The sequence below is a fragment of the Caulobacter sp. FV1ye6ST genome, assembly GCF_058681225.1.
Genome location: NZ_CM178733.1, coordinates 5,248,846 through 5,271,188, shown reverse-complemented (window position 1 = coordinate 5,271,188; position 22,343 = coordinate 5,248,846). Strand labels below are relative to the sequence as shown.

Annotated in this window: 14 protein-coding genes and 1 pseudogene; 6 read left to right on the top strand and 9 right to left on the bottom strand. The window is 69.4% G+C overall.

Annotated features, from left to right (window positions below; all coding sequences use genetic code 11):
- Positions 1-27 precede the first annotated feature (27 nt).
- The 3 genes from ACW175_RS25095 to ACW175_RS25085 all read right to left on the bottom strand — a co-directional run bounded on the left by ACW175_RS25095 (position 28) and on the right by ACW175_RS25085 (position 6,593).
- The gene (locus ACW175_RS25095) at positions 28-5,094 is read right to left on the bottom strand and encodes an alpha-2-macroglobulin family protein (protein WP_492102602.1); all 5,067 of its coding nucleotides are present in this window, start codon (positions 5,092-5,094) and stop codon (positions 28-30) included.
- Between the two features lie 115 nt (positions 5,095-5,209).
- Positions 5,210-6,040, bottom strand: a complete 831-nt coding sequence (locus tag ACW175_RS25090) for a carbonic anhydrase (RefSeq protein ID WP_492102601.1) — start codon at positions 6,038-6,040, stop codon at positions 5,210-5,212.
- Positions 6,041-6,119: 79 nt separating this feature from the next.
- A complete protein-coding gene (locus ACW175_RS25085; RefSeq protein WP_492102600.1) occupies positions 6,120-6,593 on the bottom strand; it encodes an Lrp/AsnC family transcriptional regulator in 474 nt (157 codons plus the stop codon).
- 119 nt (positions 6,594-6,712) lie between these two features.
- On the opposite strand from ACW175_RS25085, the gene ald reads away from it, so the two are divergent.
- Complete coding sequence (ald, locus tag ACW175_RS25080) at positions 6,713-7,825, top strand: alanine dehydrogenase (protein ID WP_492102599.1); 1,113 nt, start codon at positions 6,713-6,715, stop codon at positions 7,823-7,825.
- Positions 7,826-7,878: 53 nt separating this feature from the next.
- Here ald and ACW175_RS25075 read toward each other — a convergent pair whose 3' ends face one another.
- Both ACW175_RS25075 and ACW175_RS25070 read right to left on the bottom strand, forming a co-directional pair.
- Entirely contained in the window at positions 7,879-8,583 is a 705-nt protein-coding gene (locus ACW175_RS25075; RefSeq protein ID WP_492102598.1) for a glycosyltransferase family protein, read from the bottom strand.
- A gap of 166 nt (positions 8,584-8,749) precedes the next feature.
- The gene (locus ACW175_RS25070; RefSeq protein ID WP_492102597.1) at positions 8,750-9,628 is read right to left on the bottom strand and encodes a bifunctional regulator KidO; all 879 of its coding nucleotides are present in this window, start codon (positions 9,626-9,628) and stop codon (positions 8,750-8,752) included.
- On the opposite strand from ACW175_RS25070, the pseudogene ACW175_RS25065 reads away from it, so the two are divergent.
- Positions 9,621-10,714: pseudogene (locus ACW175_RS25065) on the top strand (XdhC family protein). The gene ACW175_RS25070 and the pseudogene ACW175_RS25065 sit on opposite strands and share 8 nt — an antisense overlap.
- Here the strand turns inward: ACW175_RS25065 and ACW175_RS25060 are convergent.
- Positions 10,711-11,466 carry a creatininase family protein gene (locus tag ACW175_RS25060; protein ID WP_492102596.1) on the bottom strand — a complete coding sequence of 252 codons (756 nt, stop codon included), beginning with the start codon at positions 11,464-11,466 and terminating at the stop codon, positions 10,711-10,713. The pseudogene ACW175_RS25065 and the gene ACW175_RS25060 sit on opposite strands and share 4 nt — an antisense overlap.
- Before the next feature lie 131 nt (positions 11,467-11,597).
- On the opposite strand from ACW175_RS25060, the gene acs reads away from it, so the two are divergent.
- From acs to ACW175_RS25045, 3 genes are read left to right on the top strand one after another with little or no spacing between them, the layout of a single operon-like run.
- Entirely contained in the window at positions 11,598-13,538 is a 1,941-nt protein-coding gene (gene acs / locus ACW175_RS25055; protein ID WP_492102595.1) for an acetate--CoA ligase, read from the top strand.
- A 33-nt stretch (positions 13,539-13,571) separates the two neighbouring features.
- A complete protein-coding gene (locus ACW175_RS25050) occupies positions 13,572-14,144 on the top strand; it encodes an SRPBCC family protein (protein ID WP_492105046.1) in 573 nt (190 codons plus the stop codon).
- The gene (locus tag ACW175_RS25045) at positions 14,141-14,560 is read left to right on the top strand and encodes a thiol-disulfide oxidoreductase DCC family protein (protein WP_492102594.1); all 420 of its coding nucleotides are present in this window, start codon (positions 14,141-14,143) and stop codon (positions 14,558-14,560) included. Before ACW175_RS25050 ends, ACW175_RS25045 begins: the two co-directional genes overlap by 4 nt.
- Positions 14,561-14,570: 10 nt before the next feature.
- On the opposite strand, the gene ACW175_RS25040 is transcribed toward ACW175_RS25045, so the two are convergent.
- The 3 genes from ACW175_RS25040 to ACW175_RS25030 all read right to left on the bottom strand — a co-directional run bounded on the left by ACW175_RS25040 (position 14,571) and on the right by ACW175_RS25030 (position 19,284).
- The gene (locus ACW175_RS25040; protein WP_492102593.1) at positions 14,571-16,076 is read right to left on the bottom strand and encodes a serine hydrolase; all 1,506 of its coding nucleotides are present in this window, start codon (positions 16,074-16,076) and stop codon (positions 14,571-14,573) included.
- A gap of 117 nt (positions 16,077-16,193) precedes the next feature.
- Positions 16,194-18,710 carry an HWE histidine kinase domain-containing protein gene (locus ACW175_RS25035; protein WP_492102592.1) on the bottom strand — a complete coding sequence of 839 codons (2,517 nt, stop codon included), beginning with the start codon at positions 18,708-18,710 and terminating at the stop codon, positions 16,194-16,196.
- Complete coding sequence (locus tag ACW175_RS25030) at positions 18,697-19,284, bottom strand: biliverdin-producing heme oxygenase (protein WP_492102591.1); 588 nt, start codon at positions 19,282-19,284, stop codon at positions 18,697-18,699. The genes ACW175_RS25035 and ACW175_RS25030 overlap by 14 nt, the downstream gene beginning before the upstream one ends.
- Before the next feature lie 163 nt (positions 19,285-19,447).
- Between ACW175_RS25030 and ACW175_RS25025 the strand changes: the two genes are divergently transcribed.
- Entirely contained in the window at positions 19,448-22,315 is a 2,868-nt protein-coding gene (locus ACW175_RS25025) for a M16 family metallopeptidase (protein WP_492102590.1), read from the top strand.
- Positions 22,316-22,343: the final 28 nt, after the last annotated feature.

The following is a 22,343-nucleotide window of genomic DNA, read 5'->3' as shown; positions in this document are numbered from 1 at the left end:
AAGGATGGTTACGCAACTCGACTACTCCTACTGCCCCGGCGCGATCGTCGCGCGCGAGGCTTCCGACCGCGCATTGACCGCCGGGCGGTACATGTCCTTGGCCACGGCGCCCGGCAGGAAGAAGCTCCCCGGCGTCACGGCCCGAGCCACATAGGCCAGGGCGAAGGCTTTGTTGCCCTCCAGGTCCAGGGCCGCGATGAAGCGGTCATCGCGGCTTTCCTGGACGTCGGCGGCGGTCAGGCTGCCCAGGAACTTGAACGGCCCGTTCTGGGCGTCGTCGGCGCCCAGCGTGGTCTCGATCTCGAAGCCGGCCGGCAGGGCGTCGTCGACGACCAGGGCGGTCGAGCGGGCCTGCATCGAGCGGCCGGAGACCAGCACGATGATCCGATCGCCCTGGCGAATCGTCGCCGGGTCGACCGCGCCGCCGCCCATCGACAGCAGGCGCTTGGACACCGACAGGCCGTCCGCGTTCGCGCCCGGCGCGGAGACCGGCGTGCCGCGCACGCTGACCGTCCGCCAAATATCGCCCTTGCCCGCGTTGACGAAGTGGGCGTCGGCCAGCTTGCCGACCGCCCAGCGGGGCGCCCCGCCGGCCGGCGGCAAGGCGTTGGCGCCCGTCGCGGTGATCGAGATCGGACCCGAGGCCTGGATCAGGGCGTTGGCCGCGTGCAGCAGCGCCGCCTGTTCCTGGGTGTTCAGGGCGTCCGGATCCTTGCTGACGTTCTCCAACCGGCCTTGCAGCTGGCGGGCGACGTCCATCATGCCGGACTCGGCGGCCAGGGCGGTCAGCACCGCCGTGTCGCGCAGCGGCGTCTGGTACCAGTCCTGCTCGTCCTTGTAGCCGAGGCTCGACACCGCCTGGCGCATGGCCGAGCGGGCGCGGGCGTTGTCGCCCATTCGGGCCAGGCCGGCCGACACATAGGCCTTGGCGATCGGTTGGCTCTCGTCCTTCATCTGGACGTCATGCCACCAGCGCAGGCGGGCCAGGTCGCCCTTGCCGGCCTTGGCCATCACATAGAGGGCGTAGGCCGAGGCGCGGCGGCGCATCCGCTCCGTCGCCTTTTTCGAGGCGTCCTCGTTGCTCGCCCACCAGCCCGGATATTCCATGCGGTAGGCGACCGACGAGAAGCCTTCCGGCCGGCTGACCTGGCGCATGGCGCCGACCGCCTTGTCGATGGCGTTGTCGGGCACGGCCACGCCTTGCGCCTTCGCCTCCAGCAGGAAGTCGACCACGTAAGCGCCGAGCCACGGATCGGCCTCGCCGTCGCCGACCCGCCACAGGCCGAAGGCGCCGTCCAAGGTCTGGCGATCCAGCAGCTTGCCCACCGCGCCGGCCAGGGCCGCCGGCGTGCGCTTCAGCTTCGGATCGGTCGAGAAGGTCTGGGCGTAGAGCAGCGGATAGGCCGTCGAGACCAGTTGCTCGGTGCAGCCGTACGGATAGCGCTGCAAGGCCACGGCGATCGCCGAGGGGTCGAAACCCCGGATCGGCGAATAGCTGACCTGCAAGGTCACGTCGCCCGCCGCCAAGCCCGAAAGCAGCTGGTACGCGGGCGTGTAGCTCTCGCCAGGCTTCTGGACCTCGGTGGTGGTGCGCACGATATCGCCCCAGCCCAGGCGGGTCTGGATCGGGTAGTCCTTCTGGGTCATGAAGCCGGGCCCGGCGACCTTGAAGCCGATCTTGCCGATGCCGGTGACGTCCGGCGCCAGGAAGGGGATCTTCTCGGCGATGCGCTGGCCCAGGATCAGCTGGAACACCTTCTTGAAGGCGACCTTCAGCCCGTTGGTCGAGAACGCCTCGGCGGTGTAGGCGCCCGGCTTGCCCTCGACATTGTGCAGCTCCAGCGTGGCGTAGGCCTGGTCCCCCGGCGCCAGGAAGCGCGGCAGGTTCAGGTCGGCCACCACCGGCTGGCGCACGGTCAGGGGCTTGGACGCCGAGCCGACGGCGGTGTCGGTCCAGGCCACCGCCTGGATGCGCAGCTCGCCGTTGAAGTCGGCGGCCGGCAGCTTGATCACCGCCTTGCCGTCGAGACCGGTCTCGACGATCCCGGACCATAGGGCCACGGTCTTGATCGGGGTGGTGGTCAGGCCCTCACCGCCGACCTCGTCACCGCCGAAATTGACGTTGGCCGGCGCGCCCAGGTTCGGGTCGAGCAGGCGACCGTAGTCATCGCGGTAGTTCAAGGTCAGGGCGCGCTTGCCGAAGTACCACTTCACCGGGTCGGGGCTGTCCTGGTGAGTCAGGCGCAGGATGCCTTCGTCCACGGCGGCGATGGTGACCTTGGCCTTCTGGCCAAAGGCCAGGCCGGACACCTTCACCGGAATCTCGACCGGCGCCTTGCTGTCGATCTTGGTCGGCGTGCCGAGGTCGACCGTCAGCTTGCGATTCTTGGGATCGATCGGGACATAGACCAGGCCCAGGGCGCGACGCGGCTTGGGCGAGGCGACCGGGTCGCGCGGCTGGATGACGCTGACCATCACATAGGCCCCGCCGCCCCAGGCGGCCGAGGTCTTCAGGCGCACGGTCGTGCCGTTCTCGCCGACCGAAACGGTCTTCAGGTCGATCAGGCGATCGGTGGCGACCGCGATCTGGGCCTCGCCGGCATAGGGCGGCTTCAGCGTGATCTCGACCGTGTCGCCCTGGCTGTAGGTCTGGGTTCCGGCGGACACGCGGACCACGTCCGGCGCCTCGCCTTCGCGGGCCGGAGCGCCCCAGCCGGCCGAGAAGCGGGTGACGGTCCTGGCGCCGTCCGCGCCCTCGACCTCGAGGCGATAGTCGCCCCAGCCGAGGCGGCGGGTGAACTTGGCGGGCGAACCCGCGCCGATATTGACCTGCGCCTTGGCCACGATAGCGTCGCGGCTGCTGCGCCGCCACTGCCAGCGGCCGTTCTGCTGGAACCAGTCATAGTCCCAGCGCTCGGCCACCAGGGTGTAGGTGGCGGTCGCGCCGATGCGCTGGCCGGCCGCGTTGACGGCGATGATGTCGAGGCTGACGGGCGGATCGCCCTTGCCGGCCTCGCCCTGGTCGACCTTGACGCCGTAGTAGATCGACTTCGGACGCACCTTCAGCTCCAGCCCCTCGCGGACCGGCCGGCCGCCCGGCTCGAACACCGAGGCGGTGACCGAGGCCACCAGCGGCTGGGCGGTGTCGCCGGCGTCGGTGGTGGCGACCGACAGGATCGCATGGCCCTCGCCGTCGGTGACGGTCGAACCAAGGTCGAGATACTTCTCGTCGAACGGTTTGGACTGGTCGCCCCACTCGAAGCCCTTGTAGGCCGGGAACGGGTCGGTATCGGCGCGCAGGCGGGCCTCGCCCTGGGTCTGCAGACCAGCGCCCGGCGCGCCGTAGAGGAAGCGGGCCGAGACGTCGACCTTGCGGGCCTCGCCCGCGCCGACGGCGACGGAGTCCTGGCCCGTGGCGGTCACCGCCAGGCGTTGCGGCGCGAAGTCCTCGACCGAGAAGCTCAAGGACCCGGTCGCGGTCTCGATGCCCTCGATGTGCAGCTCCGCGGTCCAACGTCCGCGCGGGGCGGATCGGGGCAGGGCGATATCGGCCAGCACGGCGCCGACATTGGCCTGGCTGAACGGATAGCGCTTGAACTCGACGCCCGAGGGGCGCTTGACGATGACCTCGCCCTTGCGATCCGAGACCGCTTTCGCCATCCGGTCGCGGACCATCGCCGTCAGGTGGACGGTCTCTCCGGGCCGATAGATGCCACGGTCGGCATAGAGATAACCGTCGATATCGGCCGCCACGCTGCGTCCGTCGACGCCGCCTTCGGTGCGGCCGCCGACGCCCTGCTTGGACAGGTCGACCGGCGAGCGGTCGAGATCCAGCACGGCCAGGTCGCCTTGCGGCCCATAGGCCATGACCATCTTGGCGCGTTCCGCGCCCTGGCCCTTCAGCAGCGGACGCAGGAAGCGCACGCGACCGTCGGCGTCGCTCTTGGCCTCGGCCAGCGGCTCGCCGTCGGCGGCGACCAGATTGACGGTCACGCCCGACAGGGTCTTGGCGCTCTTCAGCGAGCGGACAACGACATCGAGAGATTCCGAGCCATCATAAGCCAGCAGCGCCATGTCGGTGAACACGATCCAGCGACGGGCCTGGGCCGGGTTGTTCTCGCTGTCGTCCGGATCGCGGCCGCCCGAGGCGTCGCGCGCCTTGATGACAAAGGCGCCGGCCTTCATCTCCTTCAGCACCGCGCCCAGCGGGAAGACGGTGGTAGCCTTCTGGCCGGTCGCGCCGCCGGTGACCTGGATCGTGCCCTTCCAGACCTGGCGGCCGTCGTCACCGACAGAATCCTCGCCGTAGTCGCCGGCCCAATCGCCTTCGCCGGTCGGCTCCGGGGCGGTGATCGACTTGCGGACCAGGTTGCGGTCCGGCACGCGCCAGACCTCGATGGCCAGGGCCTGGACATTGATCGTCTCGATGCCGACGCCGTCCGACTCCTCCCGCGGCAGGATCACGCCGTCGCCGGCGAAGCCGACATAGGGGGGCTTCTCACCAAAGGTGAAGTCGACATCGGCGTTGGCCGTGAGCGTGTCGCCGCCCTTGGCCGGCAGACCCTTCAGCAGGGTGATTCGGTGATCGGTGAAACCGACGCCGCCCAGGCACAGTTCGTCGCCCTTCACTCGCACCGAGGGCTGGCGGCCGAGGTCCGGCGAGACCAGCACGAAATCGGCATAGGACTTGGACGGATCCAGGTCCTTGCTCATGCGGATACAGGCCAGCGGATCGGGACCGCTGCTGTCGACGCGGGTCTGCCAGACCGCGAAGCCGTCAGGCTTGGGGATGCCGCGACGCGGCGCGTTGGCGCCGCGCGGCTTGCCGAACAGCGACCAGGCCTCGCCCTTGACCGCCGCGGCGCTTGCCGGCTTGCCGCCGCCGAAGAACATGCCCGCCTTGCCGACCGCGAAGCCGCCGCCGAAGCCGACAACCAGCGCTCCGGCCACGGCGATCGCCACCGGGCCTTTGAGGGCCGCGGGCCAACGGTCTGAAACCGTCTGGCGGAACGCATCCCAGCGGTCACGCCAGGTGTTTCGCGGGGCGCCCTGGATGTCGGGGCCGCCTTCCGGCGGCGTCTCGTCCGTCGACATCCGTGTCTTCCCCTGATCAGCGCTGACTCGAGGCGAATTGAGCCTAAGCGCGACCAGGGGTCAACGGCAGTCGAATGACAGTGTTACGTTGAATGCTTAAGCTTGCTGGACCCCGTCAGGCGTCGAAGCTCACCACGCCCGTCGCCAGATCGTAGCAGGCCGAGACGACCTTCAGCCGCCCCTCCTCGATCCGCTCGGCCAGGACCCCGTCGGCAACCTTCAGGCGGCCAGCGATGTCGCGGACATTGCGGCGGATGGCGGCGTCCTGCAGATCGCTCGGGTGGGTTTCGTCGGCCTCCAGCACGGCCGGGATGATCGGCAGCACCATCTCGTACAGCGCCCCGTGCAGGTCGGCGTGCTTCTTGGCGACGTCGACCGCCGCGCCGACCGCGCCGCACTTGGTGTGGCCCAGCACGACGATCAGCGGCGCGCCCAGATGCTCGACGGCATAGACGATCGAGCCCAGCCCCTCGCGGCCGACGGTCGAGCCGGCGACGCGGACGACGAACAGCTCGCCCAGATTGCAGTCAAAGATCAGCTCGGGCGCGGCGCGGCTGTCGGCGCAGCCGATCACAACCGCGAACGGCTTCTGGCCCTTGGACAGTTCGGCGACGCGCGCCAGGCTCGGCAGCATCAGGTTGGCGCCGCCGCGGGCGAAGATGGCGTTGCCGTGCTTCAGGCGGCCCAGCGCCTCGTCGGGCGCGACCTCCTGAGCGGGTTCGGCGTGGCCGGCGGGGGCGTGGGCGGGCTCGGCCTCCAGCGGCTTGACGCTGGCCATGGCCTTGTCCAGCGCGGCCTTGTCCGTGGCCTGATGCTTCAGGGCGCTGGAGGTCCGGCGGCCCTTCTTGGTCAGCAGGTTCGGCGAAGGCCCGTCGCCCTCGGCGAGAGCCAGGGCCGGCGCGGCCAGGCCCGCGAGCGCGCCCAGCAGAAATCGTCTCGAAACCATCTCGTCCCCCGACGCGGCTTGATGTCGGCGGGGAGCTTAGCCGCTTTCGGTTAACCGGGATTAACGGCAGATCGAAACCTCACAGCGGCAGTTCGACGCGTTTGACGACCGTTCGCATGGCGATACTGCTGCTGACGCGCACCACACCCGGGATGCGGGTTAGCTCCTGGGCGTGAACCCGCTCCAGGTCATCGACGTCGCGGACCACCAGCCGCAGCAGGTAGTCCGAGCCGCCCGTCATCAGGTAGCACTCCGCCACCTCGCGGACATTGGCGATGGCCTTCTCGAAGGCGCTCAGCGCGGCTTCCGCTTGGGATGACAGGGTCACGGTGACGAAGACGCTGAGCGGAAGGCCCACGGCCCGCTCGTCGATCACCGCCGCATAACGCCCGATGACCCCTGCCTCCTCCAGCGCCCGAACGCGACGCAAGCACGCCGACTCGGAAAGATTCACCGCCTCACCCATTTCCACATAGCTGGCGCGGCCCCGCCGTTGCAGCAGGCGGAGAAGCTTCCGGTCGAAGCCGTCGAGGTTCATGGGAGGTTTCTTCATCAGAACGCCCCTATTGCGCAGGATTCCTGCATAACACGGTTTGCGTCGCACGAAATACCCAAGGAACCTGCAAGGTCGGAGGCGTAAACCGGGTCAAATCGCTTTTGGAGGAAAGCATCATGCGCGTAGGCGTCCCTTCCGAGATCAAACCGGGCGAACACCGGGTGGGCCTGACTCCCACGGCCGTCCGGGAATATGTCGGCCACGGCCATACTGTCCTCGTCCAGTCGGGCGCGGGCCTGGGCGCCGGCTATGCCGACGACGTGTATGTGAAGGCCGGCGCGACCATCGCCCCCGACGCCGCAGCGGTCTTCGCTGGCGCGGACATGATCGTGAAGGTCAAGGAACCGCAGAAGGTCGAGTGGGAAAAGCTCGAACCGCGCCACATCCTCTTCACCTACCTGCACCTGGCGCCGGATCCGGCCCAGACCGAAGGCCTGCTGAAGAGCGGCTGCGCGGCCATCGCCTATGAGACCGTCACCGACGCCAAGGGCGGCCTGCCGCTGCTGGCCCCGATGTCGGAAGTGGCCGGCCGGATCGCCGTGTTCTCGGCGGCCGAGACCCTGCTGAAGCACAATGGCGGCATGGGCCTGCTGCTTTGCGGCGTGCCTGGCGTGCCGCCGGCCCGCGTGGTCGTGCTGGGCGGCGGCGTGGTCGGCAGCAACGCCGCCCGCATGGCCGCCGGCCTGGGCGCCGAGGTCGTCGTGCTGGAACGCTCGATCCCCCGGATGCGCGAGCTGGATGACCTCTATCAAGGCCGGATCCTGACCCGCTATTCGACCTTCGCCGCCGTCGAGGAAGAGATCCTCAAGGCCGACGTGATCATCGGCGCGGTGCTGACCGCCGGCGCGGCCGCGCCTAAGCTGGTGCGTCGCGAGCACCTGAAGCAGATGAAGCCGGGCTCGGTGCTGGTCGACGTCTCGATCGACCAGGGCGGCTGCTTCGAGACCAGCAGGCCGACCACCCACGCCGAACCGACCTACGCGGTCGACGGCGTCGTCCACTACTGCGTGGCCAACATGCCGGGGGCCGCGCCGCGCACCTCGTCGGAAGCCCTGGGCAACGCCACCCTGCCGTTCGGCCTGGCTCTGGCCGACAAGGGCCTGGACGCCCTGAAGACCAACGTCCACCTGGCGCGCGGTCTCAACGTCCTGAACGGCGAGCTGACCCACCCGGCCGTGGCCGAGGCGCTGGGCAAGGCGTCGATCGATCCCTATGGGGCCTGGAAGTAGGCCAAACCCCAGTCCGATCTTCCCGGCCTTCGCCGGGGAGATCGGAATTTAAGTCAGGCCGCGAAGCGGGCGATGTCCAGGCGGCTCTCGACCATGTCCAGCACGTCGGTCATGCGGAACTCCGGGTCGACCGGGTGCAGGGCGTCGTAGACCGAGCGGGCGAAGGCCAGGTCGGCGGCGGTCTTGACCCGCCAGTCCAGGCGAGACCAGTCGCGCGGCGCCTTCAGGTGAGCCTGGCTCCAGCGTTGCGGTTGATTGCGGATGGCGGCGGTCGGCGAGATGCGGGCCGTCGGATCGCGCGCCTCGGCGGCGGCGGCGCGAAGCGCGGCGGTGGTGATCACCTCGACCTCGAGACCGGCCGGGAAGGTGCGATGCACGCGGTTGGACGTGTAGTCGGCGCCGCTGGCCAGGGCCATGCGGACGGCGTCGTCGATGACGCCGGGATCCATGAACGGCGCGTCGCCCTTCAGGCGGACCACGTGGCTGACCGAACTGATCGCCTCGGCGCAACGCGCGATACTGGCCAGGATGTCGGCGCCGGCCCCGCGATGGACGGTATGGCCCCGCGAGACCAGGAAGCCGGCCAGGGCGTCGTCGACCGGCTCGTTGCTGGTGGCCACGATGATCTTGGAGAGGCAACGCGCGCCGCGCAGGCGTTCCAGCTGGCGCACGATCATCGGCTCGCCCCGCAGGGTAGCCATCGACTTGCCCGGCAACCGGGACGACCCCATGCGGGCCTGCAGGACAGCGAGGATCATGACGCGTCTCCCTTCGTTGAGAGGAAGCTAGACCGGATTCATAAAACCCCGATGAATCAGAAGCTTACGCGAGATTAATCGGCAGCCTTAATCGGAACTGAACGACGCGCGCGAAAACGCACGCCGTCCAGCAGGGCCTATTGTCCAGATTGATTCCGGGTATGCGTCAGGCGACCCAACGTCGCGGGTCGAGCGCGACGGGATCGTCGATCGCCATATCGTCCCAGTCGAGGTCCGGCGGCGGGCTCGAGGCGGCGGCCACGACGGCCGACAGCTCGGCGGCCGAGTTGACGCCGACCAGCACGGCCGAGCCTTCCGGACGCGACAGGGCGAAGCCCAGCGCCGCCTGGAGCGGATCCGAGCGGCCCTCGGCGATCATCCGGCGCACGCGCGACAGACGGCCCGAGGCGCCCTTCAGCTGGGCCGGGACGCGATCGGGCGGCAGGAACAGCAGACCGTTCAGGAAGATCGAGCGCAGGTGCACCTCGACGCCCATGCCGGCGATGCGTTGCAGCGAACCGTCGGCCAGCAGGCGCTGGTCGAGCAGGCTGGCAGGGGCTTGCAGAATGTCGGGCTTGAAGCGACGCGCGACGCCGACCGGATCGTCGGTGGCGTGAGCGGCGATGCCGATCTTGGCGAACAGGCCCTGGTCCTTCAGGCGCAGCAGGCGGTCCCACAGGGCCGCGCCGTGCGGACCGAACAGCTCCGAGGGCGAGTGGACGATGATCGAATCGGCGCGCTCGACGCCGATGCGGCGCAGGGCGGCGCGGGCCTCGGCCTCGACATGGTCGGGACCACGGTCGGCGCGGGCCGTGGCCAGGCAGACGCGGAACGGCACGGGTCGCGGAATCAGGTCGCCCAGCAAGGTCTCGGCCCGGCCGAACAGACCCGAGGCGTCCAGCACCGACAGGCGGGCGCGAGCGGCGATATTGAGAATGTCGCGCGCTTCGGCCTCGGGCGAGCGACCGCGCGGCGCCGACGAGCTACCGCCGTCGAGGCCGAACTGGGCCGCGGCCAAACCGAGTTTTGAGACCGAAATGGACATCGCCATCCGTGCGCGAACACAACAACAGACCGCGACGCTACGCGCCAAGGTTTGAACATCCGGTTTCTGGAACCTTGCCGAGGGGTTAAAGTCGCCCCGATGACGACCGACCGATCTGACGACGCCAGCACCTCCCCTTGGGCCATGCACGGCATGGCCGACGACGCCCGCCCCGCCTTGGCGGCGGCGCTTTGCCGGGGGTCCGCGGCCCTGGCCACCATCATCGCCCTGGGCGGCGGCGGACCGCGTCCAGTCGGCGCCCAGATGGTGTTCGGCGAAAAAATTGTTTCGGGCTTTTTGTCGGGCGGCTGCATCGAGGCCGATGTCGAGGTCCATGCGCGGGCCTGCCTGGCCGACGGCCAGCCGCGCCGCCTGGTCTATGGCGAGGGCAGCCCCTGGCCGGACATCCGCCTGCTGTGCGGCGCGCGCATCGAGATCCTGGTCGAGAAGATCGAGCCCGACGACCCGGCGGTTCGCACCCTGCTGGACCTGGCCAAGGCGCGGGCGCCCGCCTTCTGGGTCACCGATGGCTTGAAGCGGCTGTGTGTCGAGGAACCTCAGGCCGCGTGGCCGGGCGCGTTCGAGCGGGCCTATGAGCCGCCGCCGCGCCTGGTGGTGCTGGGCGGCGATCCGACCGCCCTGGCGGTGGCCAGCCTGGGGGCGCAGTCGGGCTTCGAGACGTTCCTGGTCCGCCCCAAGGGTCCCGCCGAGCCGCCGCCCCTGGCCGGGGTCGCCTATAGCCGCGAGAGCCCCCGGGCGGCGCTCGCCGGCATCGGCCTCGACGCCTGGACGGCCGTCGCCGTCTGCGGCCACGACATCGAGATCGACCACGACGCCTTGATGGCCGCCCTGCCCTCGCCCGCGCCCTATGTCGGCCTGCTGGGCGCGCGGCGGCGGTTGCCGGAGCGGCTGGCGCGGCTGAAGGCCTCGGGCCTGACCGACCGAGACCTGGCCAAGCTGCGCGCCCCGATCGGCCTGGACCTGGGCGGCAAGGCCCCGTTCGAGGTCGCCGTGGCGGTGATCGGCGAGATCATGGCCACCCGCCACGGCCAGCCGGCCTTGGCGAGACGGACGGTCGAAGCCTAGATCGGCGCCGTCTCGGCGCCGAACGCGGCGATGTCCTCCAGCAGCGCGTTGACCGCCATGTCGACCAGTTCGCCGCCCTTTTCGGGCGTGGCCTGGGCCGGGTCCGAGCCCATGCGGCCGTCGGCGTAGCGGGCGCGGAAGTCCAAAGCCTCGCGGATCGGACCCGATGGCGCGATCTTCGGCTCATAGGCCGTCGTCTTGATCGTCTCGGGATAGGCCCACTGGGTCACGGCGATCTCGGACGGGGTCGCGTGCGAGCCGTGGCCGACGGGGAATTGGCGGTTGGCCAGGGCGTTGACGCCAGCCAGGTCCCACCAGTTCTTCAGCTTCAGGGCGAACGGCGCCCGCTGTTGGCGGAAACTGTAGTCGGCATAGATCTCCGAGAACGCCGCCTCGATCGAGGCGACATTGCCGCCGTGGCCGTTCAGGAAATAGATCCGCGTGAAGCCGTGGGCGCCCAGCGACCGCACCCAGTCGCCGATCGCGGCGATGAAGGTCGAGGGCCGCAGGAAGATGGTGCCCGGGAAGGCCAGGTGATGCTGGGCCATGCCGATGTTGAAGGTCGGAGCCACCAGGATCCTGTCGCCGGCTCGCTTGCTGGCCTCGTGGGCGATGATCTCCGGGCACAGCCAGTCGGTGCCCAGCAGGCCCGTCGGCCCGTGCTGCTCGTTGGAGCCGATCGGCACCACCACGCTCGTGCTGGTCTTCAGGCGGGTCTCGATCTCGGACCAGGTGGACAGGGCGAGCAGCATGGGAAACTCCTTAGGACACGCCCTTCAATTGGACCCCGCCTTGCGCTGACGCAAGAAACCGCAGTGGTCTTCTTGCGCCCGACCTCCCCCCGCGCATAACTCCCGTCCAACAAGACAAGGGAGTAGACGGCGTGAGCGACGGACAGGTTTTCGCGGTTCCAGAAGCCCTGGCGAAGTCGGCGCATATCGACGCGGCCGCCTATGACGCCGCCGTGGCCCGGGTCGAGGCCGATCCGGAGGGCTACTGGCGCGACGTCGCCGCCCGGCTGGACTGGATCAAGGCCCCGACCCGGATCAAGGACGTCTCGTTCGACAAGGACGATTTCCACATCCGCTGGTACGAGGACGGCGTCCTCAACGTCTCGGCCAACTGCCTGGATCGCCACCTGCCGCACAAGAAGGACGACGTCGCCCTGATCTTCGAGGGCGACGAGCCGGGGACCTCCGACACCCTGACCTATGGCCAGCTGCACGAGGAGGTCTGCCGCATGGCCAACGTCCTCAAGGTGCAGGGCGTCCAGAAGGGCGACCGGGTGACGATCTATCTGCCGATGATCCCGATCGCGGCGGTGGCCATGCTGGCCTGCGCCCGGATCGGCGCGGTGCACTCGGTGGTGTTCGGCGGCTTCTCGCCCGACAGCATCGCCGGCCGCATCCAGGACTGCGCCTCGCACTTCGTGATCACCGCCGACGAGGGCAAGCGCGGCGGCAAGCGCATCCCGCTGAAGGCCAATATCGACGAGGCGCTGAAGCACTGCCCGTGGGTGGGCAAGGTGCTGATGGTGCGCTGGACCGGCGCCGACGTCCCCCTGGTCAAGAACCGCGACATCGTCTGGCAGGACGTGCGCGAGGCGGTGTCGGCCGACTGCCCGCCCGAGCCGATGAACGCCGAGGATCCGCTGTTCATCCTCTACACCTCCGGCTCGACGGGCAAGCCCAAGGGCGTGCTGCACACCACCGGCGGCTACCTGGCCTGGGCCTCTTGGACCTTCTGGGCGGTCTTTGACTATCGTGCGGGCGAGGTGTTCTGGTGCACCGCCGATGTCGGCTGGGTCACCGGCCACAGCTATGTCGTCTACGGCCCGCTGGCCAATGGCGGGACCAGCCTGATCTTCGAGGGCGTGCCCAACTATCCCACCCCCAGCCGCTTCTGGGAGGTGATCGACAAGCACGGGGTCGAGATCTTCTACACCGCCCCCACGGCCCTGCGCGCCCTGATGCGCGAGGGCGATGAGCACGTGACCAAGAACGACCTGTCGTCCCTGCGCCTGCTGGGCAGCGTCGGCGAGCCGATCAATCCGGAAGCCTGGCTGTGGTACCACCGCGTGGTCGGCAAGGCGAAGCTGCCGATCGTCGACACCTGGTGGCAGACCGAGACCGGCGGCATGCTGATCACCCCCCTGCCCGGGGCCACCGACCTCAAGCCCGGCTCGGCCTCCAAGCCCCTGCCCGGCGTCAAGCCGCAGTTGGTGGATGCGGAGGGCAAGGTCCTGGACGGCGCGACCGAGGGCAATCTGGTCATCACCGACAGCTGGCCGGGCCAGATGCGCACGGTCTATGGCGACCACCAGCGGTTCTTCGAGACCTATTTCTCGACCTATCCCGGCAAGTATTTCACCGGCGACGGCTGCCGGCGCGACGCCGAGGGCTATTACTGGATCACCGGCCGGGTCGACGACGTGATCAACGTCTCGGGCCACCGCCTGGGCACCGCCGAGATCGAGAGCGCCCTGGTCGCCCACGAGACCGTCGCCGAGGCCGCCGTGGTCGGCTGCCCGCACGACATCAAGGGCCAGGGCGTCTACGCCTATGTCACCCTCAACGCCGGGGTCGAGCCGACCGAGGACCTGCGCAAGGCCCTGGTCCTGTGGGTCCGCCACGAGATCGGCCCGTTCGCCGCGCCCGACGTCATCCAGTGGGCCCCCGGCCTGCCCAAGACCCGCTCGGGCAAGATCATGCGCCGCATCCTGCGCAAGATCGCCGAGAACGAACTCGGGAGTCTCGGTGACACCTCAACCCTCGCCGACCCCTCCGTCGTCGACGACCTCGTCAAAAATCGCGCTGGCGCCTGACGAAAGCCACACCGGCGCGTTAGCTTCAGCATGATGCGCCGGCTCGCTCCCATCGCCCTCCTGATCGCCTTGGCGGGTCCCGCCCTCTCCAAGGCCGAGTCGGCCGACGCCGAGTGGGAGACGAAGGGCGACGGCATCGCGGTCGAAGCGCACGCCGACGGCCAGGGACGCGGCATGGTCCGCGCCAGCGTCGACATCGACGCCCCGCCCAGCGTGGTCTTTCGTATCATCCTGGACTGCGACCGGGCCGCCCGCATGAGCCCGGGCGTCAAGCGCTGCCGCGTCGTCTCGCGGGCCTCCGACGGGACCGAGATCCGCGAGCACACGGTCCGGTGGGGCTTCTTCCTGCCGACCCTGCACTCGACCTCGCGCGTGACCCTGGAGCCTGACCGGCTGATCCGCTTCACCTGCATCGGCGGCGACATCCGGGCCTGCGACGGATCCTGGCGACTGGAGCCGCTGGACGGCGGCCTGCGCACCCGCGTCACCTACGACATGTGGGCCACCGCGCCCTTCGCCGTGCCGGCCGGCATGATCAGCGGCATGATGCGCCGCGACGTGCCAAACTCGCTGAAGGCGCTGCGCCGCGAGTGCGAGGGACGATGAACGACGATGGCTTGATGCTGTTCGACGGCGTCTGTCCTCTCTGCAACGGGACCGTCCGGACGGTGCTGCGCCTGGACCGCGAAGGCGCGATCCGCTTCACCCCGATCCAGTCGCCGCTTGGCCGGGCGCTGGCCGCTCGACACGGCCTGGATACCGATAGGCCCGAGAGCTTCCTGTTCCTCGACCATGGCCGAGCCCTGACCAAGACCGCCGCCATCGCCGCCGTGCTGCGCCGGCTGGACGCCCCCTGGCGCTGGCTCGCCGTCATCGACCGTCTGCCGCGCGGCCCGTCTGACGCGGCCTATGACTGGATCGCCAGGAACCGCTACCGGCTGATAGGCAGGAAGGACCGCTGCATGGTCCCGACTCCGGAGCAGCGCGGGCGGTTCGTGCTGGGCCTGGAAGACAGCGCCTGAGAGGCCATCCTTAGCGAGCCTCGCGAACGAAGGTTCGCCCTTCGAAGACGAGGCGGTCGGGGCCATCGAACGCGATCACCTCACCCTGGAACGGCGAAAGCTCCACGCGGACGGTCTCCGGCTTGGTGAAGGCCTCGGCCAGGGCCGACATGACGCCGATCCGGACCTTCATGCGGCCGTCCGCTTCCGAGATCTCCATGCGGCCCAGGGCCGGATCGACATAGGTCCCGACATAGGCGCTGATCGGCCGCGAGAGCGGCCAGGGCCGCGCCGCGCGCTCGGCCCGGCTGGCCGACAGGCCCGCCAGGCGCTTGTCGCGGCGCGCCGCCAGGGCGGCCAGTTCGGCGTCATAGTGGGCCTCGAGGTCAGGGCGGCCAGCGAACCGGTCGTAGACATAGTCGGCGATCAGATCGACCAGCTCTCCGGCCATGAAATCCTCGTTGGCCATGATCGCCACGCCCAGCCGGCGACCCGGCATGAAGGAGACGTGGGTCCGCGAACCGGCGAAATTGCCGAAGTGATGGATCAGGACGTCTTGGCCATAGCGCCCCGTCTGCCATCCCAGGCCATAGCCATCGCGGCTGTAGGGGCCGAACACCGCCTTCTGGGCGACGCGCGGGCGGTGCGTCGAGTCCACCAGCCCGGCGGGGAACACGCGCCGGCCATCCAGCACGCCATCATTGATCTGGAGCTCCAGCCAGCGGGCCATATCGTTGGCGCTGGACATCAGGCCGCCCGCCGACTGCATGGTGGCGTCGGTCTTCCGCAGCGGACTCGGCGACGAAGCGCCGTCAGGGCCGGGCACATGGCCCACCGCGATCACGCCGCCCTTCCGCGCGCGCGACATCCACGCCGTGGTCTGGGACATCCCCGCCGGGGCCAGGACCTCCTTGCCGACCAGGGCCCGCCAGTCGAGGCCGAAACGCTGCTCGATCAGGGTGGTGGCGAGATTGTAGCCGGTGTTGGTGTAGCGAAACGCACCGTAGGGCGTGTCGGCGCTCTTCACGGTCTCGGCCAGGAGCGCCCGCATCATCCTTGGCGACTGATCGCCGGACATCGCCGCGCGGAAGGCGATCGGGTCGTTCTCGACGCCGGATCTATGGCTGAGCAGATCGGTCAAGGTGACGGACTGGGCGATGGCGGCGGGGAGTCTCGTTTGTCCGGCCCAATCCGCCAAGGGCGCGTCGAGGTTTACTTCGCCCCGCGCCGCCATGGCCGCGATCGCCAGGGCGGTGAACGACTTGGTGGCGGAGGCGACATAGAAGCGGGTGTTGGCGTCGACCGCGACGCCGGTCTCGACATTGGCGACCCCGAACCCGGCGGTGATCACCGGCTCCGCACCCTTGACCACGGCCATGGAGAGGCCGGGAACGACGCCGATCCGCGTCAAGGCCTTGCGCGTGAAGGCGTCGATATCCCTGGCTTCCGGAGCGGGAAGCGGCGCGGCGGATGCTACCGGGCCGCATAGAACCGCGCCGGCGCAGAGGGCGACCGTCAACACTCTCAAAAGGGTCATGCAGGCTCCGCGACAAGGAGCATGCTGACCGATGTCGGAAAGCGCCCTCACCTGGTTAGAGGCTCGAGCCTCGTCTTTTGGAGGCGGACGCGGACGATTTTTCTGGACGTCCGTCGCCTAGAACAACGCCGCCACGCTCTCGGCGCTATACGGCTTCTGCAGCACCGGCGTTTCCTTGAACCGGTCCGGGAAGGCGGCGCTGTCGCCGAAGCCGGTGCCGAAGGCGAAGGGCACGCCGGCGTCCTGCAGGGCCTCGGCGACCGGGAAGCTGGTCTCCTGGCCCAGATTGACGTCGAGGATCGCGAACGGCGGCTTCTCGTCGTTCAGGGCCTCGAAAGCCTGGGCGACGCTGGAGGCCAAGATGACGTGCTTGACGCCCAGGCGCGCCAGCATGTCCTCGAGATCCAGCGCGATGATCATGTTGTCCTCGAGCACCAGCATCCGCTCGGGCGCGCGCACCGGTGTGTCGGCGCGGCGCGGCTGGGTCACGGTCGCGGTCACGCCCTCGGTCGAGACGTAGCGGCCGGGAATGCGGATGCGGGCCTGGAAGCCCTCGGGGCGGTAGTCCAGCGCCACCTCGCCATCCAGATCGTGCGGGATCGAGTGCTCGATGATGGTCGAGCCGAAGCCCCGGCGGGTCGGCGGCTTGACCGGCGGACCGTCTCGCTCGCGCCAGTCGATGATCAGATCGCCCTTGCCGTCGCGCATCCAGTTGATCGCCACGTGGCCGCGCTGGTCACACAAGGCCCCGTACTTGGCCGAGTTGGTCATCAGTTCGTGAATGACCAGGGACAGGATCGAGAAGGCGTCGGGGGCCAGGGCGATCGGCGCGCCCTTGAGGCGTACGCGCTCGGCCTTGGTCGACAGATACGCCTCGGCCTCGGCGGTGATCAGGTCGCTGAGCGCGCCCGGTCCCCACTGGTGGCGGGTGATCTGGTCGTGGGCGCGCGCCAGGGCCTGGACACGGCCGCCCACGACCTCGGCGAACGCCTCGACGGTCGAGACGCCCGCCTTGCTCTGGCTGATCAGGCCGCGGATCAGGCCCAGGATGTTGCGCACCCGGTGGTTCAGCTCGGCGATCAAGAGTTCCTGGCGCTGGTTGGCGCGCTGGCGCTCCTCGTCGGCGAGATCGGTCAGGCGGAAGACGATCTCCAGCAGGCTGGTGCGGAGACTTTCCGCCAGCGATCGCTCGACCGGCGTCCACGGCCGGCTCTGGCCGCGCACGGTCTCTTCCCAGGCCTCGAAGCTCTTGCGCGGGGTCAAGCGGTCGCCCAGCGGGCCGACCTGAAGCAGCTTGGCGGGCTTGCCCGCCCAGACCAGGGTCTTGGCCTCCTCCTTGCGGAAGAAGATCAGGTAGTCGCGCGGCGCGCGCGACAGCGGCACGGCCATCATGCCGGCCGCCTTCTCCGACCAGGCGGCGGCCGAGGGCAACAGGCTGGCGATCTCGTTGGTCGAGAAGACCGAATGGGTGTCCTTCTCGCGCAGCACCCGCAGCAGGGTGTGGACATCACTGGCGTCGGGCGTGGAGTCGCGCAGGGTCAGCCGCCCCTCGAGCCACAGGGCCAGGCCATCGCAGCCGACCAGCCGGCACAGGTCATCGAGGAACGGGATCAGGCTATCCGCCCCCTGGGGAGCGCTAACCACCGCGCTCATCATCCGGTCGTGCAGATTGCGCGCCTCGGCCATCCGGCGGGTCTCGATCTCGCGCTCGCGGCTCTCCAGGGTCAGGGAGAACAGCTGGCCGAACAGCTCGGCGGCCGTACGGCGTTCATAGCTGATGTGCTTGGGCGCGTAGTGGTGGCAGGCGAACAGGCCCCACAGCTTGCCGTCGCGCAGGATGGAGATCGACAGCGAAGCAGCCACGCCCATGTTGCGCAGGTACTCGATGTGGATCGGCGAGACGGCGCGCAACATGCTCATCGACAGGTCGACGGGCTCGCCCGCCGGACTCGTCGACGGGATGATCGGCGAAACCTCGGCGTCGACGTCCGCGATGATCCGCAGCCAGCTGCGCTCATAGAGGGCGCGGGCCTGTACGGGGATGTCCGAGGCCGGGTAGCGCTGGCCCAGGAACGAGCCGACGCCCGGCCGCACCGACTCGGCGATCACCTCGCCCGCGCCGTCATGGGCGAAACGGTAGACCATCACCCGGTCGAACTCGGTCAGGGCCCGGACCTGGCGGGCGGCCTCGTGGCAGAACTCCTCGAAGGTTGGGCGTGCGGCGATGCGCGCGGTCATCGAGCGCACGGCCGAAGCGGCCTCGATCAGCGCGTCCGCCTGGCTGGGCTCGCCCTCGACGATCAGCAGACGACCCGAATAGTGAAGGGCGAGGTCGAAGTCCTCGCCGCCGTCGACCAGCGGCTGGCCGAACATCCGCTCGATGGCGTCGGCGCCGCGCATGATCTGCAGGCGACCGCGGATATTGTGGATGGCGTGGCCGCTCAGCACCTGGGTCAGTGGCTTACCGACCAGCTCTTCCGGAGCGATGCCGAGATAGCGCAAGCTTGTGGTCGAGGCGTGGACCACCACCCAGTCGGAATTGACCGCCAGCAGGAATCCGAACGGCTGCACCGAGCCCAGGATGTGGATGGGCTCCCGGTCGCAGTTGGTCAGGTCGACGTCAAACCCGGACATGGGCGCCGGTGCGGACATTCGGGGCTCCCGAGGGGGCTATCGTCTCGAACGCGTCCGAGAAACACTGGAACCCATATCGCGCGCCGTCCTCGCACGCGTCTGTCCGCGTCCCGACATTCGGCGTCTCCAGCCAGGCCAGAAACGATCGCCAGAGGTCGTCGCCCTCGCCTTGGGTCAGATAGCCCAGCGGCAGACCATGGCCGGCGCCGCCGACCTGGCGAGCCAGGAAGCGGGCGCCCAGGCGCGAACCCTCCAGCACGTAGAGCAGGCCGGCTCCAAAGTCCGGCGAAGGAACGACGGCCGGAGCGCACGGTGGAGATTCCAGGCCGAGCGCGGCCAGGTCGCGAGACAGGGCGGCGCGGCGGACACGCTTGCTCCAATCCGGCAGCCATCCGGCGACGCCCGCCCGCTCCAAGGCCAGCTCCAGCGGCGCGACGGCCAGGGCCGAGGCCGTCAGGAACGCGCCGTAGCCCGCCGGCGTCTCGATGCGCCAAGCCGCGACCTGGGCGTCCAGGGCGGCGTGGCGCTCGGACGTGGCCATCCGCAGGCGGTCGCGAAGCAAGATGTCAGCCAAAGAGTCCCCCGAGCGCATCGAACCCTTCAGGCGGACGGGAGCGACACAGCTATGCATAACCCTGACGGCGCCGCTTGGTTCCACCCTCATGACAGCACAGTAAGGTTTACCACGTGGGACGCGGTGCTAGGGTCGCCGCGGACTGTTCAGGAGATCTTCGCGCATGATCCGCACCGCCAAGCTGGCCCTCGTGGCCGCGGCCTTTTCCACCACGGCGCTTTCGCCGCTGGCTCAAGCCGCCGTCCAGGCCAAGGCCAAGCCGAAGGCCGCCGCCGCCGCGCCGGCCGCGTCCGCCATCAAGGTCCCGCCGATCGTCTACCAGCAGCGCGTGCTGCCCAACGGCCTGAAGGTCTACACCTCGCGTGATGCGACGACTCCGAACGTCTCGGTGCAGGTCTGGTACGGCGTCGGCTCCAAGGACGACCCGCGTGGCCGCTCGGGCTTCGCGCACCTGTTCGAACATCTTATGTTCAAGGCCACGCGCAACATGCCCAGCGAGACGCTGGACCGCCTGACCGAGGACGTGGGCGGCTTCAACAACGCCTCCACCTGGGACGATTTCACCAACTATTACGAGGTCGCGCCGGCCAACCACCTGGAGCGTCTGCTCTGGGCCGAAAGCGACCGCCTCAAGTCGCTGGTCATCGACGAGGCGGTCTTCGCCTCCGAGCGCGACGTCGTGAAGGAAGAGTTGCGCCAGCGCGTGCTGGCCGACCCGTACGGGCGCTTCTTCGCGCTGTCGATCCCGCAGCAGTCGTTCACCACCCACCCCTATCAGCGCCCAGGCATCGGCTCGATCGAGGAGCTGGACGCCGCGACGGTCGACGACGTCCGCGCCTTCCACGCCACCTACTATCGGCCGGACAACGCGGCCCTGATCGTCGTCGGCAATTTCGACCAGGCCAAGCTGGACGCGATGATCGACCAGTATTTCGGTCCGCTGAAGACCCCGGCCGGGACGATCCCGAAGGTCACGGTGGTCGAGCCGGCCCGCACCGGCCCCAGGAGCGTCAACACCTACGGCCCCAACGTGCCGCTGCCGGCCCTGGCCATCACCTGGCTGGCCCCGGCCGCCGCCGACAAGGACACGCCCGCCCTGACCGTGCTGGACGCGGTGCTGTCGGCCGGCAAGTCCTCGCGCCTCTATGACAGCCTGGTCTATGACCAGAAGATCGCCCAGTCGGTCTTTTCCAGCGCCCCCAACAACGCCCAGCCGGGCCTGTTCTACGTCGGCGCGGTGATGGCGGGCGGCAAGACCGTGGCCCAGGGCGAAGCGGCCCTGCGCGCCCAGGTCGCCCGCGCTCGCGACGGCCTGGTCACCCCCGCCGAACTGGCCGAAGCCAAGGCCGGCCTGCTGGCCGACGCCGTCCGCAAGCGCGAGGAGATCGACGGCCGCGGCTTCGCGATCGGCTACGCGCTCGAAACCGAGGGCGATCCGGCGACCGCCAACACCAGCCTAGCCAAGCTGCAGGCCGTCACCGCCGCCGACATCCAGCGCGTGGCGAGGAAATACCTGGCCGACGACCGCCGCACGGTGATCCGCTACCTGCCGGAGAAGGACCGGCCGGCCGGCGAGAAGGACGCCACGCCGCCGATCCCCAAGATCGCCTCGGTCAAGTTCGACGGCGCGGTCACCACCCTGGCCCCGGAAGGCGAACGCGAGAAGCCGCCGGCCATCGGCGCGCCGGTGCCGGCCGTGATGCCCAGCCCGGCCGAGAAGACCCTGGCCAACGGCCTGCGGGTCATCGTCGCCAAGTCCAGCGACCTGCCGCTGATCACCGCCGACCTGACCGTCAAGGGCGGGGCCAGCTCCGATCCTGCCGGCCTGGCCGGCGCCTCCAGTCTGACCTCCGAACTGCTGACCGAGGGCACCACCACGCGCTCGGCCACCCAGGTCGCCCGCGAGACCGAAGCCCTGGGCGCCAATCTGGAAGCCGGCTCGGGCTGGGAAGCCGCCTCCCTGACCCTTAGCGTCACGGCCAACAACGCCGCGCCCGCCATGGCCATCATGGCCGACGTCGCCGAGCATCCGGCCTTCTCGGCGCAAGAGCTCGACCGCGTTCGCACCGAAACCCTGGACGGCCTGTCGGTCTCGTTCCAGCGCCCCGGAACTCTGGCGGCCTTCGCCACCGCCCCGGTGCTCTATGCCGGATCAGCCTATGGTCACGTGGCCGGCGGCACGCCGGGCTCTCTGCCGAAGATCAAGCGGACGGATCTCGCCAAGACCCACGCCGCCTACTGGCGTCCGGACAACGCGGTGCTGGTGCTGACCGGCAACCTGACGCCCGAGGCCGGCTTCGCCCTCGCGGAGAAGGCCTTCGGCGGCTGGAAGAAGCCCGCCACGCCGCCGCCGGCCCAGCCGGCCGCGCCGACCGGCTACACGCCGCGCAATGTCGTCATCGACCTGCCCGGAACCGGCCAGGCCGCCGTGGTGCTGGCCAAGCCGGCCATCACCCGCGCCGACCCGAACTACTACCAAGGCGTGGTCGCCAACACGGTTCTGGGCGTCGGCTTCAGCTCGCGCCTGAACCAGGAGATCCGCATCAAGCGCGGCCTGTCCTACGGCGCCGGCTCCAGCCTGACGCCGCAGGGCCGTTTCGGCGGCTTCTCGGCCCGCGTGCAGACCAAGAACCCATCGGCCGCCGAGGTCGTCACCCTGACCCGCGCCGAGCTGACCCGCCTGGGCGCCGAACCGGCCTCGGCCAGCGAACTGGCCGCCCGCAAGTCGGTGCTGGTGGGCAACTTCGGACGCGATCTCGGCACCTCGGAAGGGCTAGCCAACATCCTGGGCAACTACGCCGTCTACGGCGTGCCGCTGACCGAGATCCAGAGCTACGCCGCCAAGGTCGAGGCCGTGACGCCGGAGGAGGTCCAGGCCTTCGCCAAGGCCAAGCTGGATCCGGCCCAGATGAGCGTCATTGTCGCCGGCGACGCAAAGGCCATGGGCGAGGGCCTGGCCAAGGCCGCGCCGAACGCCACGGTGATCCCGGCCGATAAGCTGGACCTCGACGCGCCGAGCCTGACAAAATAGGCGCGAAAAGGCCGGCCGCTGGATCCAG

What these genes read in the sequence shown, in the direction of transcription:
- ACW175_RS25095 (WP_492102602.1), bottom strand. Translation starts at nt 5,094, where the DNA reads ATGTCGACGGACGAGACGCCGCCGGAAGGCGGCCCCGACATCCAGGGC.
- ACW175_RS25090 (WP_492102601.1), bottom strand. Translation starts at nt 6,040, where the DNA reads ATGGTTTCGAGACGATTTCTGCTGGGCGCGCTCGCGGGCCTGGCCGCG.
- ACW175_RS25085 (WP_492102600.1), bottom strand. Translation starts at nt 6,593, where the DNA reads ATGAAGAAACCTCCCATGAACCTCGACGGCTTCGACCGGAAGCTTCTC.
- ald (WP_492102599.1), top strand. Translation starts at nt 6,713, where the DNA reads ATGCGCGTAGGCGTCCCTTCCGAGATCAAACCGGGCGAACACCGGGTG.
- ACW175_RS25075 (WP_492102598.1), bottom strand. Translation starts at nt 8,583, where the DNA reads ATGATCCTCGCTGTCCTGCAGGCCCGCATGGGGTCGTCCCGGTTGCCG.
- ACW175_RS25070 (WP_492102597.1), bottom strand. Translation starts at nt 9,628, where the DNA reads ATGTCCATTTCGGTCTCAAAACTCGGTTTGGCCGCGGCCCAGTTCGGC.
- ACW175_RS25060 (WP_492102596.1), bottom strand. Translation starts at nt 11,466, where the DNA reads ATGCTGCTCGCCCTGTCCACCTGGTCCGAGATCGAGACCCGCCTGAAG.
- ACW175_RS25050 (WP_492105046.1), top strand. Translation starts at nt 13,572, where the DNA reads ATGCGCCGGCTCGCTCCCATCGCCCTCCTGATCGCCTTGGCGGGTCCC.
- ACW175_RS25045 (WP_492102594.1), top strand. Translation starts at nt 14,141, where the DNA reads ATGAACGACGATGGCTTGATGCTGTTCGACGGCGTCTGTCCTCTCTGC.
- ACW175_RS25040 (WP_492102593.1), bottom strand. Translation starts at nt 16,076, where the DNA reads ATGACCCTTTTGAGAGTGTTGACGGTCGCCCTCTGCGCCGGCGCGGTT.
- ACW175_RS25035 (WP_492102592.1), bottom strand. Translation starts at nt 18,710, where the DNA reads ATGTCCGGGTTTGACGTCGACCTGACCAACTGCGACCGGGAGCCCATC.
- ACW175_RS25025 (WP_492102590.1), top strand. Translation starts at nt 19,448, where the DNA reads ATGATCCGCACCGCCAAGCTGGCCCTCGTGGCCGCGGCCTTTTCCACC.